The sequence below is a fragment of the Aeromonas sp. FDAARGOS 1419 genome (genome assembly GCF_019047045.1).
GTDB classification, from domain to species: Bacteria; Pseudomonadota; Gammaproteobacteria; order Enterobacterales; family Aeromonadaceae; genus Aeromonas; species Aeromonas veronii.
Genome location: NZ_CP077209.1, coordinates 3,206,434 through 3,222,127, shown reverse-complemented (window position 1 = coordinate 3,222,127; position 15,694 = coordinate 3,206,434). Strand labels below are relative to the sequence as shown.

Genomic DNA, 15,694 nt, shown 5'->3' with positions numbered 1-15,694 from the left:
CCCGCAGGGCCCAATCAGATATCAGTAACGCTCGCTGACGATGTCCTGAGTGAAGGACTTCTCGCAATATTTGCACTTCATCCGTACCACGCCTTTCACTTCGCGCACCCGGAAGTAGCTGTCTACCGGCTCGTTGTGGGAGATGCAGTTGGAGTTGGGGCAGTGGAACACCCCGGCGATGAACTCCGGCAGCTCCAGCTGGTGCTTCTTCACCACATTGAAGTCTTCGATGATGTTGACGGTCGCTTTCGGGGCGAACAGTGCCAGCTGGTTGGCCTGCTGTTCGGTCAGGCGGGTGTTCTCAATCTTGATGAGATCCTTCTTGCCCAGCGCGCCGGATTTCAGGTTGAAGCCGACGGTGATCCGCTCCTGGGTTTCGACCAGCTGGAACAGCTTGAGGATCTTGATGCCCTGGCCAGCGGGGATGTGATCGATGACGGAGCCGTGACGGATGGCTTCGACTTGCAGTTGGTTCTTGTCAGACATGATATTCCCCTAAGCTCAGACAGTTTCGTTCAGTACCAGTGCCAGCAGCGCCTGGCGTGCATAGACCCCGTTCTCCGCCTGCTGGAAGTAGCAAGCGTGGGGAGTCTTGTCGACCGCCACATCGATCTCGTCGACGCGGGGCAGGGGATGCAGGATCTTCATGGTGGGCTTGGCCCCTTCCAGGGTCGCCAGCTCCAGAATGAACTTGGCGGCCATGTGCTTGTATTCGGTCTCGTCGAAGCGCTCTTTCTGGACGCGGGTCATGTAGAGGATGTCCAGCTCCGGCATCACCTCTTCCATGGTCTGGTGGACGCTGAACTGGATACCCTTCTCTTCCAGCTCTTCGCAGATGTAGTCCGGCATCGCCAGCGCTTCCGGGGAGATGAAGAAGAAGCGGCAGTTGAACAGGCTGAGGGCCTGAGCCAGCGAGTGCACGGTGCGGCCATATTTCAGGTCACCGACGAAGGCGACGTTGAGGTTGTCCAGACGACCCTGGGTCTCATGGATGGTGAACAGGTCGAGCAGGGTCTGGCTCGGATGCTGGTTGGAGCCGTCGCCGCCGTTGATGACCGGCACGCGGGAGAACTCGGAGGCCAGACGGGCCGCGCCCTCTTTCGGGTGGCGCATCACCACCGCATCCGAGTAGGAGCCGATGATCTTGATGGAGTCAGCCAGCGTCTCGCCCTTCTTGGCGCTGGTGTTGCCACCGTCGGCGAAGCCGATGATGTTGCCGCCAAGGCGCTGTACCGCGGTCTCGAAAGAGAGGCGGGTGCGGGTGGAGGCTTCGAAGAAGCAGCTGGCAACCAGCTTGTCTTTCAACAGGCTGCTGTCAGGTTCAGCCTTCAACCGTTGTGCGGTTGAGACTACCAGTTCCATTTCTGACCGGGTCAGGTCTGAAATGGAGATGACATGTTTCTTATAGAGTGGATTGGTCATCGTCTGCATTCCCTTTGACATCATTGGAGGTTTTTCGGGCACAAAAAAAAGCCCCTGAAACAGGGGCTTTTTTTAAAAATAACTGGGGATCGTTGGGGTGGGAACCGGAAACAACGGGGCCGCTCTGGTGCGCACCACCCGTCTGCAAGGCTGATTTCTGAATCAAAAACTGCATCGTTTCGTCCCGACCTTTTTCAAAACCGGACAGATTATAGGGCCGGTTTTTTAATTGTCAAAATTTTATTTCCGATGCCAATTTCAGCATGAAAAACGTTTAAGTGGCGGAAAAATGACGACAAATCCACACCTTGTGCGTCTCTTGCAGCGATTCCCCATCGCGGGCCATGGCGCGCAAATAACCGAGTCTATGGTGTCCTTCCAGCAGGCAGTAGGGGCGGGGCAGGGGATGGCCGTTCGGGTAGCTTGAACCCTCTTCCGGCACCAGCACGATGACAGGTTCGGGCCAGGTGCCTTCGCTCAGCATCTTCTCGCCGAGCCAGGAGCGGCGGACATAGCGGTTGCTGCGCAGCATCTCGCCCCAGCGCTCGATCACCTCCATATGGCGGGAGTCCACCTGATCCACCAGTTGCGCGGTGGGCCAGCTTTCACAGGTGAATTGATGGCTGGCGAGATCGATAAAGCTCCAGTTGGACTCAAAACCGCGCCAATGACGGTAAATCCACTGGGAGAGCACATTTTCAGGAATAAAGGGCACCAGCGGCGCGACCCGTTCAAGATAGGCGGGCAGGGACTCTGTCTTGCGTTCATCCCTGAAGTTGAGGGGCGCCAGTTGTTGGAGCAATCGGTAATTGAGCATAAGTGGCCTCCCGGTACCTGATTTCACCCTACCCCCATTTATGTTCCATTCCTACCCCGGCAGGGCTGCAAATACAGCAAGTTATCCCGCTTTGCTGCACAAACAAGCGCGACTTGTTCGGGATTTGTGCAATCGCATCGAAAGCGTAAAAAAAGCCTTTACCTTTGATCTCCACTTTGTATACTACGCCTCGTTTGTTGCAGGGGCGTAGTTCCAATTGGTAGAACAGCGGTCTCCAAAACCGATGGTTGCGGGTTCGAGTCCTGCCGCCCCTGCCATTTTCAGAAAGGCCAGCTCATTGAGCTGGCCTTTCGCATTTCCGGCGTTCGCCAATTTATCCATCTCTCCTTTCTCTTTTTCTTCTTGCCGTTAGCCCCCCGGTGAGACTGTGGCCAGATTGATCTCGATGTCTGCCGCAAGAGCGTTCAGTGTGCTGCAATCCGCAGTTTCAGGACGGTGACCAGCCGTTGGTGGCGGGCGGGGAGCGGCCACTCGGCGCGGTAGATCAGCCAGAGGGTGTCGATCACTTCAATGCTGCTCTGGATCACCCGGATCTTCTCTTGCTGGGCAAAGGCGGTGACGGCGAAGCGGGGCAGCACGGTAAAGCCGAGGCCGCGGGCGACCGGCTCCAGGATCAGGCCGATCTGGTTGGTAAAGCCGCGCAGCGGGATCTCGTCAACGCGCTGGCCGGGGTAGCGTCGTCCCAACAGGCGTTGTGCCATGCTGCGGCCATCCGGGTGGTCGATAAAGCCGAGCTGACAGAGGTGCTGCCAGCTCTGCTCCTCGCCGTCGTTGGGCACCACCAGACAGAGGGGTTCGCGGGCGAAGGGCTCGGCGGCGATGCTGGGGTGTTCAGGCGGCTGATCCACCAGTCCCAGATCGCTGCGCCCCGCCAGTACCGCCTGCACTATGTCGGGGGTGGGGGCGAAACGGTGCTGGATGGTGAGTCCAGGGTGCTCCTGTTGCTGGTCGAGCAGCAGGGGATAGAGCAGCAGGCCGATGCTGCCCGGGGTGGACAGGGTGATGGCGCCGTGGTGAGGGTCATCGTCCGAGAGGCGCGCCCGCAGCTGTTCGGCGGCCTGCGCCTGCTGGCGGGCGAAGTCGAGCAGCACCAGCCCGCGCGGAGTGAGCTCCAGCTGACGAGGCTTGCGCAGCAGCAGGGGGCCAAATTCGGCCTCGAGGCGCGAGATATGCTGACTGACGGCGGCCTGGGTGAGATCCAGCCTCTCGGCGGCACGGGTAAAACTGCCGGTTTCATGCACCACCACCAGGGTATGGAGCCAGAGTGGATTAACCATAAATTTAATTTATACCTTCGATTACTTTGGCCTTATTTTTCATTATGTCGCTCCTTCCTATCATGTCACCTGTTTCCCACACACAATTTCAAGGTGACGTATGACCTATCCGCGCAACTTCTCCCACATCGGCATCACGGTGACTGACCTCGACAAGGCAGTCGAGTTCTATACCAAGGTGATGGGCTGGTATCTCATCATGCCGGCCACCACCATCACCGAGGATGACTCCGCCATCGGCGTGATGTGTAACGACGTGTTCGGCCCGGGTTGGGGTTCTTTTCGCATCGCCCACCTCTCTACCGGCGACAAGATCGGCATCGAGCTGTTCGAGTTCCCCAACAGCGAGCGCCGTGAGAACAACTTCGAATTCTGGAAGACCGGTGTGTTCCACTTCAGCGTTCAGGATCCGGATGTCGAGGGGCTGGCGGCGCGCATCGTCGCGGCGGGCGGCAAGCAGCGGATGCCGGTACGCGAGTACTACCCGGGCGAGAAACCCTACCGCATGGTTTACATGGAAGATCCCTTCGGCAATATCGTCGAGATCTACAGCCACAGCTATGAGCTGACCTACTCCGCTGGTGCATATCAGGGGTAAGTGACAGGCCGCCTTCGGGCGGCCTGCTGCTTTGTTGTTACAAGAGTCAGTAGCATGGAATAGCGATCTGCTTCACACGAATAGCGCGTTCTGTTGTTGATAGATGGGAAAATATACAGATTCACTAAAGTCTGTTCATATTGCGGCCGATAGCCTTTGATACATCAGGGTTTTCCCTGCCTGACACAACAACAAGGATTCGTCGTCATGACCCTCTCTCTGCGCGGCAAGCTGCTGGCCACCAGTCTTGGCGTAGTGCTGCTGATGGCATCACTGCTCGGCATCGTTGCCTTTCACACCCTCAAATCCCGCACCATGAGCGCCATCCAGAGCGAGGCGGTCAACTATGGCCACGCCTACTCGGTCGCCATCGGCGAATGGATGACGGATCGCAAGAACACCGTCCATGCGCTGGTCAACCTGATCAGCGATAACCCCCAAGCCGAGCTGGTGCCGCACCTGAAGCAGGCCTATACCTCCGGTGGGTTCGGCCTCACCTATTTTGGCTCCGCGCAGGGGGTGATGACCCGGCAGGATCCCTCCCTCAACACCGGCAACTATGACCCGCGCGAGCGCCCCTGGTATCAGGATGCGGTGAAGGCGGGGCAGCTGATCGTCACTGCCCCCTATGTCAGCGTCACTATGCAGAAGCTGGTGGTCACTCTCTCCGAGCCGGTACGCCATCAGGGCGAGCTGGTCGGTGCCGTGGGGGCCAACCTGGCGCTCGACAAGCTGATCGACGAAGTACTGGCGATGAAGGTGCAGGGTGAAGGCTACGCCATGCTGCTCGACAGCAGTGGTCTCATCGTCGGCCATCCGCAGAAGGATCTGGCACTCAAGCCCATCGCCGAGCTGGCGCCGGGACTCTCTGCCGCCACCTTCCAGCAGTGGGGCCGCGAAAACAGCGAGCTGCACGCCGCCACCCTCGACGGGCGGGATGTGCTGCTGGCGGTACAACCGGTACCAGGCACCGACTGGCTGCTGGCCATGGTTATGTATCGCGATGTGCTGGAGGCGCCGCTCAGCAGTCTGCTGTGGGAGCTGGTGGGGCTGACCCTGGTGCTGATGCTGGTGTTCAGCGCCCTGCTCACCGCCACCTTCAAATACCTGTTCGCCGATCTCGGTCGGGTCGCGCACGCCCTGCACGACATTGCCCACGGCGAGGGGGATCTCACCGTTCACATCAACACTCACAGCAAGGATGAGGTGGGTCAGCTGGCCCAGAACTTCAACCAGTTCGTGGCGCGGCTGCACGGTATCGTCAGCCGGTTGCGGGATGTTACCGTCGAGCTGGCGGCACAGTCCCGTGCCCAGGCGGCCGGGGCGCAGGCCCGCAGTCAGCGGGTGCGCCAGCAGCAGGACGAGATCGTGATGGTGGCGACCGCGGTGACCGAGATGGCTTCCGCTACTCAGGAGATCGCCGGCAACGCCGAGTTTGCCGCCACCACCGCCACCGATGCGGTCGCACTGGCGGTCGCCGGCCAATCCCAGGTTGGCCAGAGTCAGCGCAGCATTACCGGTCTGGCGGACGAAGTGGCCGATGCCAGCCAGATCATCAATGAGCTCGACAGCCATGCCCAGAAGATCAGCGGTATTCTGGCGACCATCAGCGGCATCGCCGAGCAGACCAACCTGCTGGCGCTCAACGCCGCCATCGAGGCGGCCCGGGCCGGTGAGCAGGGCCGAGGCTTCGCGGTAGTGGCGGACGAGGTGCGGGTGCTGTCGCGCCGTACCCACGACTCCACCGACGAGATCCAGCAGATGATCGAGACCCTACAGCAGACCACCCGTCGCGCCGTGGGTGGCATGGAGACCAGCCGTCAGCTGGCGGGTACCAGCGTCGAGGATGCGGAAGCGGCCAACCAGAGCCTTGCCCGGATCAACGAAGCGATCGGCTCCATCAGCGACATGGCGACCCAGATCGCCGCGGCGGCCGAGGAGCAGACTTCAGTGACCGGCGAGATCAGCCGCAATACCGAGAATATCCGCCACGTCTCGCAAGAGCTGGCCGAGCAGGCGGGCAACGAGGCGGCGCAGGCGGCCGAGCTCAAGTCGCTGACCGAGCGGCTGGAGCAGGAGATCGGCCGCTTCCGGCTCTGATCCTCCGCCAACTCTCCATGAAAAAGGGCAGCCCGCGGGCTGCCCTTTGTTATTTCACGACTGGCTTAAGGGGTCTGTTTGACCCAGATAAGCTGGTCGGTGGCAAAGCCCAGCGACTTCGCCTTGGCGACCAGCGCATCCACCTTCGCCTTGGGCGGGTTGGGTGAGCGGGCGAGGATCCAGAGGTAGTCGTGGTTGTAGCTGGTCACCAGCGAGAGCTGGTAATCGGGATCGAGATCGATGACGTTGTAGCCGCCGTAGAAGGGGCCGAAGAAGCTCACCTTGAGCCGCGCCTCGTCAGGGCTGCCGACGAAGTAGGCCTTGCCTTCGGCTTCGCGCCAGCTGCCATCGCTCTGCTTGCCGCGGTTGAGCACCTTGACGCCGCCATCGTCACGCAGGCTGTAGGTGGCACTAACCTGCTCCAGCCCGCGCTCGAAGCTGTGGTCGAGGCGGGCAATCTCGTACCAGGTGCCGAGATAGCGGTCGAGCTGGAAGCCGGTGACGGGGCGGATGCCGTCGGCGAGGCCGGTGCAGGCCGTCAGCAGCCAGACGGTAAACAGACAAAGCAGTGAACGCATAGGTAATCCCTCTCTCGTTATCCCTCTATGATGCGAAGCTGGCCATCCCGAAAGCGGGAGGCCTGATCTGTCGGCGTGCTGCCGAAGAAGCGCTTGTACTCCCGACTGAACTGGGAGTTGCTCTCGTAACCGACTCTGGCGGCGGCCGCCCCCGCCTTGATGCCGTCGTGCAGCATCATCAGACGCGCCTTGTGCAGGCGAAACGACTTGATGTACTGCAGCGGCGAGGTGGCGGTGACCGCCTTGAAGTGGTGGTGAAAGGCGGAGACGCTCATGTTCACCTCCCGCGCCAGTTCCTCCATGGTGAGGTTGTCGGCATAGCGCTGCTCTATCATACGCAGCACCCGGGCAATCTGGCCCACATGATTGTGGCGGTTGGCGAGCGCCTGCAACGCCGGGCCGCCCCCCTCGGTGAGGGCGTGAAACAGCATCTCCCGCACCGTCTGCGGCCCCAGCACCTTGGCGTGCAGCGGATTGTCCATCAGCTCGATCAGCCGCTCGGCGGCGCAGAACATGGTCTCCGACAGAGGGACCGAGTGGACGCCGCTCTTTTGTGGCGCGGGGGCGGGCAGGGCATCGCCCAGCTCCAGCAACAGCTCCTGCAGGATGACCAGATCGATCTCGATGGAGAAACCGATCAGGGGCTGCTCGGGGGAGGCGAAACACTCGCACTCGCAGGGCAGCGGCAGGGTCATCAGCAGGTAGTGGTTGGGGTCGTAGCGAAATACCTGATCCGCCAGATAACCCACCTTGTGCCCCTGCAGGATCACGATCATCCGCGGCTGGTAGAGTACCGGAGTACGGCCGTGGTACTCGGTGGTGTAGATGAGATTGACCTGTTTCACCGGTGACGGGGAGATGCCGGGAGTGGTGACGTGGCGGGCCACTCTGGCGGCGAGGTCGCTGTAACGGTTTTGCATGGGGGCTCTTTGATTCGACTGTTTTGGTTTTCGCTGCTTTGTAGAAATAGGCAAGAATCAAGCAGGATGTTGTCTTGATGGTAGGGGTGCTCTGGAGAAAAATGCAATCACGATTTCGCGGCCAGGCCGCCCTGACTATCAGAAGAAGGCAATGTCGATGAACAACTTTACTCTCCATACCCCGACCAAAATCCTGTTCGGCCAGGGGCAGATCGCCCAGCTGCGCGAGCAGCTGCCGAGCGATGCCCGCGTCATGATCACCTACGGTGGCGGCAGCGTGGTGCGCAGCGGCCTGCTGGAGCAGATCCGCAGCGAACTGGCTGGCTTCACCCTGTTTGAATTTGGCGGCATCGAGCCCAACCCGGCCTACGAGACCCTGATGGGGGCCGTGGAGCTGGCCCGTGCCGAGCAGGTCGATTTTCTGCTCGCCGTTGGCGGCGGCTCGGTGCTCGATGGCACCAAGTTTATCGCCGCTGCCGCGCACTACGATCCGGCCAGGGATCCCTGGCACATTCTCGAGACCGTCGGCAGCGAAGTGCGCTCCGCCATCCCGCTCGGTTCGGTGCTGACCCTGCCGGCGACCGGTTCAGAAATGAACATGGGTGCCGTCATCACCCGTCGCAGCAGTGGCGACAAGGTGCACTTCTTCTCGCCGTTCGTGATGCCGCGCTTTGCCGTGCTCGATCCGGTGCTCACCTACACCCTGCCCGAACGTCAGGTGGCAAACGGGGTGGTGGATGCTTTCGTCCACATCGTGGAGCAGTACCTCACCTATCCGGTCAACGCCAAGGTGCAGGATCGCTTTGCCGAAGGCTTGCTGCTGACCCTGATCGAAGAGGGCCCCAAGGCGCTGGCCGAGCCGCACAACTACGAGGTGCGCGCCAACATCATGTGGAGTGCCACCATGGCGCTGAACGGCCTGATTGGTGCCGGTGTGCCGCAGGATTGGGCCACCCACATGCTGGGTCACGAGCTGACTGCCCTGCACGGCCTCGACCACGCCCAAACTCTGGCGGTGGTGCTGCCCGCCCTGCTGCAGGCCAAGCGCAAACAGAAGCATGCCAAGCTGCTGCAATACGCAGAGCGGGTGTGGGGTCTGAACAGCGGCAGCGAAGCGGAGCGCATCGACGATGCCATCGCCGCGACCCGCGACTTCTTCGAGCGGATGGGGGTCAAGACCCGACTGCGCGACTACGGTCTGAAAGATCTGGGTATCGACACCCTGATCGGCAAGCTGGGTGAGCACGGCATGACACGTCTGGGCGAGCACGGCGATATCGATCTGGTGCAGAGCCAGCATATTTATGAAGCGGCCTGGTAAGGGCCGCCAATCGGTGCCAAACGGGCGAAACGATTGAATTGCCGGGGCCCTCTCCCGCCTTCTGGCGGCTGAGCGGCCCCGCTTTTGTTGGGAAAATGTTACTTTTCGGCGTTTCGCTGCGAGAAGTGAGACGAAAGCGGATTTCGTAAGAACAAAAAACGCTAAGATAGAGGGCCGGTAAAACATTTTTTTTGACTGGTTGGATCACTTTTTTCAGCCGTTTTTACTGGTATAAGCCTCTAATTTGGTTTGTTTTTTTTAATCGTAGCCAGGGATGGGCTGAATTCTGTACGAGTGCCGTCGGGACTGCGGTTGTAATAAAACTCCAAAATTTGATACTAATCACCTTCGCGCCTGAAAATCGGGGGCCTGACCATGACAGGAGGTTGAGGTAAAGCCTACTGATTTTCATAACAAAGAGCCCTGGACCTGCACTTTGGTCATGTCTTGTTTCGTCAGAAGTGAGACACTGGGCAGCGATTGTTTATTAACCATCAGGGAATAGTCATGCAGATTGGAATACCGAGAGAGAGTCTCGCCGGTGAGACCCGGGTCGCAGCGACCCCGGCTACCGTCGAGCAGCTGAAAAAGCTCGGCTTCGAGGTCGCCATCGAGACCGGCGCAGGCCTGTCGGCCAGCTTCGATGATGCCGCCTTCGAGGCTGCCGGTGCCAGCGTGGTGCCGAATGTCTGGCAAGCCGACCTTATCTTCAAGGTCAATGCGCCGACCGATGCCGAGATCGCACAAATTAAAGATGGCGCCACTCTGGTGAGCTTCATCTGGCCTGCCCAGAACCCTGAGCTGGTCAAGAAGCTGTCCGAGCGCAACATCAATGTGATGGCGATGGATATGGTGCCGCGGATCTCCCGTGCCCAGTCCCTCGATGCCCTCTCCTCCATGGCCAACATCGGTGGCTATCGCGCCGTGGTTGAAGCTGCGCACCAGTTCGGTCGCTTCTTCACCGGCCAAATCACTGCTGCCGGTAAAGTGCCGCCTGCCAAGGTACTGGTGATCGGTGCCGGCGTAGCCGGTCTGGCTGCCATCGGTACTGCCGGTTCCCTCGGTGCCATCGTGCGTGCCTTCGATACCCGTCTGGAAGTGGCCGAGCAGATCGAATCCATGGGTGGGGAATTCCTCAAGCTGGACTTCGGTGGCGAAGACGGTGCATCCAGCGATGGTTACGCCAAAGTCATGTCCGATGAGTTCATCAAGGCAGAGATGGAGCTGTTCGCCCAGCAGGCCAAAGAGGTGGATATCATCATCACCACCGCCCTGATCCCGGGCAAGCCGGCTCCCAAGCTGATCACCAAAGAGATGGTCGACAGCATGAAGCCGGGCTCCGTCATCGTGGACATGGCCGCTCAGGCTGGCGGTAACTGTGAATACACAGTGCCGGGCGAACTGCATGTCACCGCCAACGGCGTCAAGGTGATTGGTTACACCGATCTGCCGGGTCGCCTGCCTGCCCAATCCTCCCAGCTCTACGGTACCAACCTGGTCAACCTGATGAAGCTGATGTGCAAGGAGAAGGACGGCAACGTTGCCATCGACTTCGAAGACGTGGTTCAGCGCAACATGACGGTGATCCAGGCCGGTGAAGTGACCTTCCCGCCGCCCGCCATCTCCGTCTCTGCTGCCCCGCAGAAACCGGCCGCCGCCAAACCGGCCGCCAAGAAGGAAGAGGCCAAGCCTTCCAACAAGAAGTTCGTGTTCGGTGCTCTCGGCATCGCCGCCTTCGGCTGGATTGCGTCCGTTGCCCCGGCAGCCTTCCTCTCCCACTTCACCGTATTCATCCTGGCCTGTGTGGTCGGTTACTACGTGGTGTGGAACGTCTCTCACGCCCTGCATACGCCGCTGATGTCGGTCACCAATGCCATCTCCGGCATTATCGTGGTCGGTGCCCTGCTGCAGATCGGGCAAGGGTCGACCCTGGTCACCGCGCTGGCGTTCGTCGCCGTGCTGATTGCCAGTATCAACATCTTCGGCGGCTTCACCGTCACTCAGCGCATGCTGAAGATGTTCCGTAAGGATTAAGGGGGTTTAACGTGTCTCAAGGACTGGTAACAGCATCCTATATCGTTGCCGCCGTGCTCTTCATCCTCAGTCTCGCGGGACTGTCGAAGCAAGAAACGGCCAAGCATGGCAACCTGTTCGGTATCGCGGGTATGGCTATCGCCCTGCTCGCCACCGTATTCAACCCGGAGACCAGTGGTGTTCACTGGATCATCCTGGCCATGGTGATCGGCGGTGCCATCGGCGTGCGTCTGGCACTCAAGGTCGAAATGACCGAGATGCCCGAGCTGGTGGCCGTGCTGCACAGCTTCGTGGGTATGGCGGCAGTACTGGTGGGCTTCAACAGCTTCATCGATCTGCACCCTTCTGCACCTGCTGAGGTGGTCGTCTCCGTCGGTTCCAACCTGGATGCCACCCTGGCAGCCGCCCGTGCGGCGTTCGAGCAGGCCAACAGCGTTGCTCAGGTCGAGCACCTGACCGGCGCCATGCTGAACATCCACCTGGTCGAGATCTTCCTGGGCGTCTTCATCGGTGCCGTGACCTTCACCGGTTCCGTGGTTGCCTTCGGCAAACTGCGTGGTCTCATCTCCTCCAAGCCGCTGATGCTGCCGCACCGCCACAAGCTGAACCTGCTGGCCGTGGTCGCCTCGCTGGCGCTGATGGTCTACTTCGTCAACGCGGGCGGCTCTACCTTCGCCCTGCTGGTGATGACCTTGATCGCCTTCGCCTTCGGCTGGCATCTGGTTGCCTCCATCGGTGGCGCAGACATGCCGGTGGTAGTCTCCATGCTGAACTCTTACTCCGGTTGGGCGGCGGCGGCGGCGGGCTTCATGCTCTCCAACGACCTGCTGATCGTCACCGGTGCCCTGGTGGGTTCCTCCGGTGCGATCCTCTCTTACATCATGTGCAAGGCGATGAACCGCTCCTTCATCTCCGTGATCGCCGGTGGCTTCGGCTCCGATGGCGTGGCCTCCACGGCGGATCAGGAGATGGGCGAATACCGCGAAACCAGCGCCGAGGAAGTGGCTGACCTGCTGAAGAACTCCAGCTCCGTCATCATCACCCCGGGCTACGGTATGGCGGTGGCGCAGGCCCAGTATCCGGTGGCTGAAATCACCCAGAAGCTGCGTGACCGCGGCGTCAAGGTGCGCTTCGGTATCCACCCGGTTGCCGGTCGTCTGCCTGGCCACATGAACGTGCTGCTGGCGGAAGCGAAAGTCCCGTATGACATCGTGCTGGAAATGGACGAGATCAACGACGACTTCGCCGATACCGATACCGTGCTGGTGATCGGTGCCAACGACACCGTCAACCCGGCTGCGATGGAAGATCCGGGCAGCCCGATCGCCGGTATGCCGGTGCTGGAAGTGTGGAAAGCGCAGAACGTCATCGGCTTCAAGCGTTCCATGAACACTGGCTACGCCGGTGTCCAGAACCCGCTGTTCTTCAAGGAAAATACCCAGATGCTGTTTGGCGATGCCAAGGCCAGCGTCGAGGCCATCCTGAAAGCACTGTAAGTGCCATTCAGAGAGTGAATATCAAGGAGGCTTCGGCCTCCTTTTTTATTGCCCATCCCTTGTATATCCTCAATCCATACGGACCATGAGGGATCTCCATGATGTGGTGTCAGGGTTGGCGAAGGATCGGGTTGTACGGCTGGCTGCTGGCCTCCCTGTTTGGTGCTGGTTCGGCCATGGCGGCGGACGAACAGCCGACCCTGACGCTGTTGACCGAGCTGTGGCCCCCTTATGTGATGCGTGGTGACAATGGCGAGCTGGCTGGCGCCGATCTCGATCTGGCCTGTACCGTGTTGCGCCAGATGGGTTATCGCACTGAAATCAGGGTGCTGCCCTGGAAGCGGGTTCTGCAGCAGGCCCGTCTCAAGCAGGGGGATGCGGTAGTCGACGTCTTCTTTGAACCTTCCCGCCAGCACTGGCTCCACTACCCCGAAGAGCCGCTCTCTTACAGCGGTGAAGTGCTCTTCTATCCATCGGCTCGTCCGGTGGATTTCAGGCAGCTCTCCGACCTCAAGGGGCTGCGGATAGGTATTCAGGAGGATTATGCCTACAGCCCCGATTTTCTGACCGATCCCGGGGTGATCCGGATGCCGATGACGGGGGAGGGGAATGCCATCAAACAGCTGCATCTGATGATGGCCGGTCGGCTGGACGGGGTGGTGCTCAACGAGCGGGTCGGTCGTTATCTGTTGCATACCCAGGGGTTGCAGGATCAGGTGAGCCACGGCTCGCGTCTGCTGACCGACGACAACCGCAACTTCCTCGCGTTTACCCACAAGCCCGGCCACGACCAGCTGGCTATCCGCTTCTCCTCTGCCCTCAAGGCGTTCAAACAGACCCCAGCCTACAAGCAGTTGCTGGCTCGCTATCACCTCTGAGTTGCCGCCCTGCTGTGCGCCGCTTCACAATTTGTCGCACTTTGTTAAAAGGTGGGCATAATGGCGAACAAAAAGGGGATGCCGCTCAACATTAGTTGATCTTGTTGATAGTAGAATCAACTGCGGTTTACTCAAAGTTACTCATATATGTCCACAGCAGCCACCACTGACCAGATCAATTCGTTAACGGATGAAGAACGTCATCTGATCGCCAGTTTCGAGCCCGCGGTCGAGGCGCTGGCCGCGCTGTTTGGCGCAGGGTGCGAGGTGGTGTTGCATGCGTTCGATACGCTGGATGCATCGGTCATCAAGATTGCCAACGGCCATGTCACCGGTCGTCGGGAGGGGGCGCCGGTCACCGACTTTGCCCTCAACCGCTTGCAGGGGGAGGCGGGCAGCCAGTGGAGCAGCTACTTCAGCCGTACCCGCGACGGGACGCTGATGAAGTCCTCCTCCATCACCATCAGCAACCGGCAGGGCAAGCCCATCGGCATGCTCTGCGTGAACTTCAGTCTGGATACCTCCCTTGGCAGTCTGCTCGATACTTTTGCGCTGCCAGCGGCACCGGCGCCGCTCAACAACGAGACCTTTGCCAGCTCGGTGGACGATCTGGTGACTCAGGTGATTGAGAAGGTGAATCGGGACGATTCGCTCTCCTGCACGGTGCGCAACAAGGAGATAGTGACCCGGCTCTTCGACATGGGGATCTTCGAGATCAAGGAGGCGGCCCAGCTGGTTGCCCGGATGCTCGGCATCTCCCGTCATACTGTTTATCTGCATATCCGCAATCACAAGGCGGATCTGAACAAGCAATAACTGCCTGCGGGCACCCTGAACATGAGAAACACTGCGATGAAAGCACAATGGACCGACTTTATTACCCTGCTCAAGCGTGAAGTGGTGCCGGCCCTGGGCTGTACCGAGCCGATGTCGGTGGCGCTGGCGGCGGCCAACTGCCGCAAGCTGCTGGGAGAGACCCCGACCAGCATCAGCGTCTGGGTCAGCGGTAATCTGTTCAAGAATGGTATGGGGGTCGGGGTGCCGGGCACCGGCATGATCGGCCTGCCGGTGGCCGCTGCGGTCGGCATAACAGGGGGTAATCCCGATGCCGGGCTGGAGGTACTAAAGACTCTCACCCCGGCCCAGGTCGAGGCGGCCAAGGCGCTGCTGCCTGTGATCAAGGTGGATGTGAAGGATGTGCCGGACGTGCTCTACGCCGAGGTGCTGGCCGAAGTTGAAGGGCACAGTGCCCGGGTGGTGATCTGCACCGACCACACCCGCATCATCCTGATGGAGAAGGATGGCGAAGTTCTGATGGAGCAGGCCAGTGCCCCCGGCGTGCAGATTCAGCCGGCCAAATCCGCCAAACCGGCCATGACCCTGCGGGAGATCGTCGATTTTGCATTGGAAGTGCCGCTGGCGGAGATCGACTTTATCCGCGAGGCCGCCACCATGAATCAGGCGCTGGCAGATGAAGGGTTGCAGGGTTACGGTCTGAAGATCGGCAAGATCCTTACCGAACAGGTGGAGCGCAAGCTGCTCTCCGATGACCTGATGACGCTGGCGATGCGCCTCTCCTCCGCTGCCTCCGATGCGCGGATGGATGGTGCCATGCTGCCCGCCATGTCCAACTCCGGTTCCGGCAATCAGGGCATTGCCGCCACCATGCCTGTGGTCGCGGCCGCCCGCTTCCTCAAGGCGAGCGACGAGCAGCTGACCCGAGCGTTGGTGATGAGCCATCTGGTGGCCATCTACATCAAGACCTATCAGAACAAGCTGTCGGCCCTCTGCGCCGCCAGTACCGCCGCCATGGGGGCCGGTGCCGCTATCACCTGGCTGCTGGGCGGCCAGTATCAGCAGATCAGCCACTGCATCAACAACATGATTGGCGATGTCTCCGGCATCATCTGTGACGGCGCGGGCAGCGCCTGCTCCATGAAGGTCTCCACCTCCACCTCGGCGGCGGTAAAGTCTTCGCTGATGGCCATCAACAACCTGCATGTCCCCCAGAGCGAGGGGATCGTCTCCGATGACGTGGACCAGACCATCGCCAATCTGGGCCGACTCTCCAAAGAGGGGATGCTGGATACCGACATCGAAATCATCAATATCATGCGAGCGAAACAGCAGAAGCAGTGAATCTGTGACAAGGGGGCGATAGACCCCCTTGTTCTTGTCACGACGGCGCAGACCGTCTGACACGGTTGCCAGGGCAAGCATGGCGCTTGCTCT

15 protein-coding genes and 1 tRNA gene are annotated in these 15,694 nt (G+C 60.2%); 9 read left to right on the top strand and 7 right to left on the bottom strand.

Annotated elements, in window-relative coordinates; translation table 11 throughout:
- Positions 1–21: 21 nt before the first annotated feature.
- The 4 genes from pyrI to I6L49_RS14590 form a co-directional block, all read right to left on the bottom strand.
- On the bottom strand, positions 22–486 hold the full coding sequence (pyrI, locus tag I6L49_RS14605; protein WP_005339730.1) for an aspartate carbamoyltransferase regulatory subunit: 465 nt from the start codon (positions 484–486) through the stop codon (positions 22–24).
- Positions 487–501: 15 nt separating this feature from the next.
- On the bottom strand, positions 502–1,422 hold the full coding sequence (gene pyrB / locus I6L49_RS14600; RefSeq protein ID WP_216949810.1) for an aspartate carbamoyltransferase: 921 nt from the start codon (positions 1,420–1,422) through the stop codon (positions 502–504).
- Positions 1,403–1,597, bottom strand: a complete 195-nt coding sequence (locus I6L49_RS14595) for a hypothetical protein (protein WP_216949809.1) — start codon at positions 1,595–1,597, stop codon at positions 1,403–1,405. Before I6L49_RS14595 ends, pyrB begins: the two co-directional genes overlap by 20 nt.
- A 99-nt stretch (positions 1,598–1,696) precedes the next feature.
- Positions 1,697–2,239 carry a hypothetical protein gene (locus I6L49_RS14590; protein ID WP_216949808.1) on the bottom strand — a complete coding sequence of 181 codons (543 nt, stop codon included), beginning with the start codon at positions 2,237–2,239 and terminating at the stop codon, positions 1,697–1,699.
- Positions 2,240–2,440: 201 nt separating this feature from the next.
- On the opposite strand from I6L49_RS14590, the gene I6L49_RS14585 reads away from it, so the two are divergent.
- Positions 2,441–2,517 (top strand) — tRNA-Trp (locus I6L49_RS14585).
- A gap of 147 nt (positions 2,518–2,664) precedes the next feature.
- Here the strand turns inward: I6L49_RS14585 and I6L49_RS14580 are convergent.
- On the bottom strand, positions 2,665–3,537 hold the full coding sequence (locus tag I6L49_RS14580) for a LysR family transcriptional regulator (protein WP_216949807.1): 873 nt from the start codon (positions 3,535–3,537) through the stop codon (positions 2,665–2,667).
- A gap of 100 nt (positions 3,538–3,637) precedes the next feature.
- On the opposite strand from I6L49_RS14580, the gene I6L49_RS14575 reads away from it, so the two are divergent.
- Positions 3,638–4,135: a lactoylglutathione lyase family protein gene (locus tag I6L49_RS14575; RefSeq protein WP_005339743.1), complete on the top strand. Its 498-nt coding sequence runs from the start codon at positions 3,638–3,640 to the stop codon at positions 4,133–4,135.
- A gap of 207 nt (positions 4,136–4,342) precedes the next feature.
- Positions 4,343–6,235, top strand: coding sequence for a methyl-accepting chemotaxis protein (locus I6L49_RS14570; RefSeq protein ID WP_005357549.1), 1,893 nt, complete (start codon positions 4,343–4,345; stop codon positions 6,233–6,235).
- 65 nt (positions 6,236–6,300) lie between these two features.
- Here I6L49_RS14570 and I6L49_RS14565 read toward each other — a convergent pair whose 3' ends face one another.
- Both I6L49_RS14565 and I6L49_RS14560 read right to left on the bottom strand, forming a co-directional pair.
- On the bottom strand, positions 6,301–6,813 hold the full coding sequence (locus I6L49_RS14565) for a lipocalin family protein (RefSeq protein WP_216949806.1): 513 nt from the start codon (positions 6,811–6,813) through the stop codon (positions 6,301–6,303).
- A 17-nt stretch (positions 6,814–6,830) separates the two neighbouring features.
- On the bottom strand, positions 6,831–7,733 hold the full coding sequence (locus I6L49_RS14560) for an AraC family transcriptional regulator (protein ID WP_043850729.1): 903 nt from the start codon (positions 7,731–7,733) through the stop codon (positions 6,831–6,833).
- A 157-nt stretch (positions 7,734–7,890) separates the two neighbouring features.
- Here I6L49_RS14560 and yqhD point away from each other — a divergent pair, with 157 nt between their 5' ends.
- The 6 genes from yqhD to I6L49_RS14530 all read left to right on the top strand — a co-directional run bounded on the left by yqhD (position 7,891) and on the right by I6L49_RS14530 (position 15,601).
- Entirely contained in the window at positions 7,891–9,054 is a 1,164-nt protein-coding gene (gene yqhD / locus I6L49_RS14555) for an alcohol dehydrogenase (protein ID WP_216949805.1), read from the top strand.
- Between the two features lie 507 nt (positions 9,055–9,561).
- Positions 9,562–11,088 carry a Re/Si-specific NAD(P)(+) transhydrogenase subunit alpha gene (gene pntA, locus I6L49_RS14550; RefSeq protein WP_113740331.1) on the top strand — a complete coding sequence of 509 codons (1,527 nt, stop codon included), beginning with the start codon at positions 9,562–9,564 and terminating at the stop codon, positions 11,086–11,088.
- 11 nt (positions 11,089–11,099) lie between these two features.
- A complete protein-coding gene (gene pntB / locus I6L49_RS14545) occupies positions 11,100–12,584 on the top strand; it encodes a Re/Si-specific NAD(P)(+) transhydrogenase subunit beta (protein ID WP_005339759.1) in 1,485 nt (494 codons plus the stop codon).
- Positions 12,585–12,682: 98 nt separating this feature from the next.
- Positions 12,683–13,462, top strand: a complete 780-nt coding sequence (locus I6L49_RS14540) for an ABC transporter substrate-binding protein (RefSeq protein ID WP_216949804.1) — start codon at positions 12,683–12,685, stop codon at positions 13,460–13,462.
- A gap of 147 nt (positions 13,463–13,609) precedes the next feature.
- Positions 13,610–14,278 carry a transcriptional regulator gene (locus I6L49_RS14535; protein WP_103250710.1) on the top strand — a complete coding sequence of 223 codons (669 nt, stop codon included), beginning with the start codon at positions 13,610–13,612 and terminating at the stop codon, positions 14,276–14,278.
- 21 nt (positions 14,279–14,299) lie between these two features.
- A complete protein-coding gene (locus I6L49_RS14530; RefSeq protein WP_216949803.1) occupies positions 14,300–15,601 on the top strand; it encodes a serine dehydratase subunit alpha family protein in 1,302 nt (433 codons plus the stop codon).
- Positions 15,602–15,694 lie beyond the last annotated feature (93 nt).

Bases quoted from the DNA above. Each gene is read 5' to 3' on its own strand.
- I6L49_RS14575 (WP_005339743.1), top strand. From the start codon at position 3,638: ATGACCTATCCGCGCAACTTCTCCCACATCGGCATCACGGTGACTGAC.
- pntA (WP_113740331.1), top strand. From the start codon at position 9,562: ATGCAGATTGGAATACCGAGAGAGAGTCTCGCCGGTGAGACCCGGGTC.
- I6L49_RS14590 (WP_216949808.1), bottom strand. From the start codon at position 2,239: ATGCTCAATTACCGATTGCTCCAACAACTGGCGCCCCTCAACTTCAGG.
- I6L49_RS14570 (WP_005357549.1), top strand. From the start codon at position 4,343: ATGACCCTCTCTCTGCGCGGCAAGCTGCTGGCCACCAGTCTTGGCGTA.
- I6L49_RS14535 (WP_103250710.1), top strand. From the start codon at position 13,610: ATGTCCACAGCAGCCACCACTGACCAGATCAATTCGTTAACGGATGAA.
- I6L49_RS14540 (WP_216949804.1), top strand. From the start codon at position 12,683: ATGATGTGGTGTCAGGGTTGGCGAAGGATCGGGTTGTACGGCTGGCTG.
- pyrI (WP_005339730.1), bottom strand. From the start codon at position 486: ATGTCTGACAAGAACCAACTGCAAGTCGAAGCCATCCGTCACGGCTCC.
- yqhD (WP_216949805.1), top strand. From the start codon at position 7,891: ATGAACAACTTTACTCTCCATACCCCGACCAAAATCCTGTTCGGCCAG.
- I6L49_RS14565 (WP_216949806.1), bottom strand. From the start codon at position 6,813: ATGCGTTCACTGCTTTGTCTGTTTACCGTCTGGCTGCTGACGGCCTGC.
- I6L49_RS14595 (WP_216949809.1), bottom strand. From the start codon at position 1,597: ATGCAGTTTTTGATTCAGAAATCAGCCTTGCAGACGGGTGGTGCGCAC.
- pyrB (WP_216949810.1), bottom strand. From the start codon at position 1,422: ATGACCAATCCACTCTATAAGAAACATGTCATCTCCATTTCAGACCTG.
- I6L49_RS14530 (WP_216949803.1), top strand. From the start codon at position 14,300: ATGAGAAACACTGCGATGAAAGCACAATGGACCGACTTTATTACCCTG.
- I6L49_RS14580 (WP_216949807.1), bottom strand. From the start codon at position 3,537: ATGGTTAATCCACTCTGGCTCCATACCCTGGTGGTGGTGCATGAAACC.
- I6L49_RS14560 (WP_043850729.1), bottom strand. From the start codon at position 7,733: ATGCAAAACCGTTACAGCGACCTCGCCGCCAGAGTGGCCCGCCACGTC.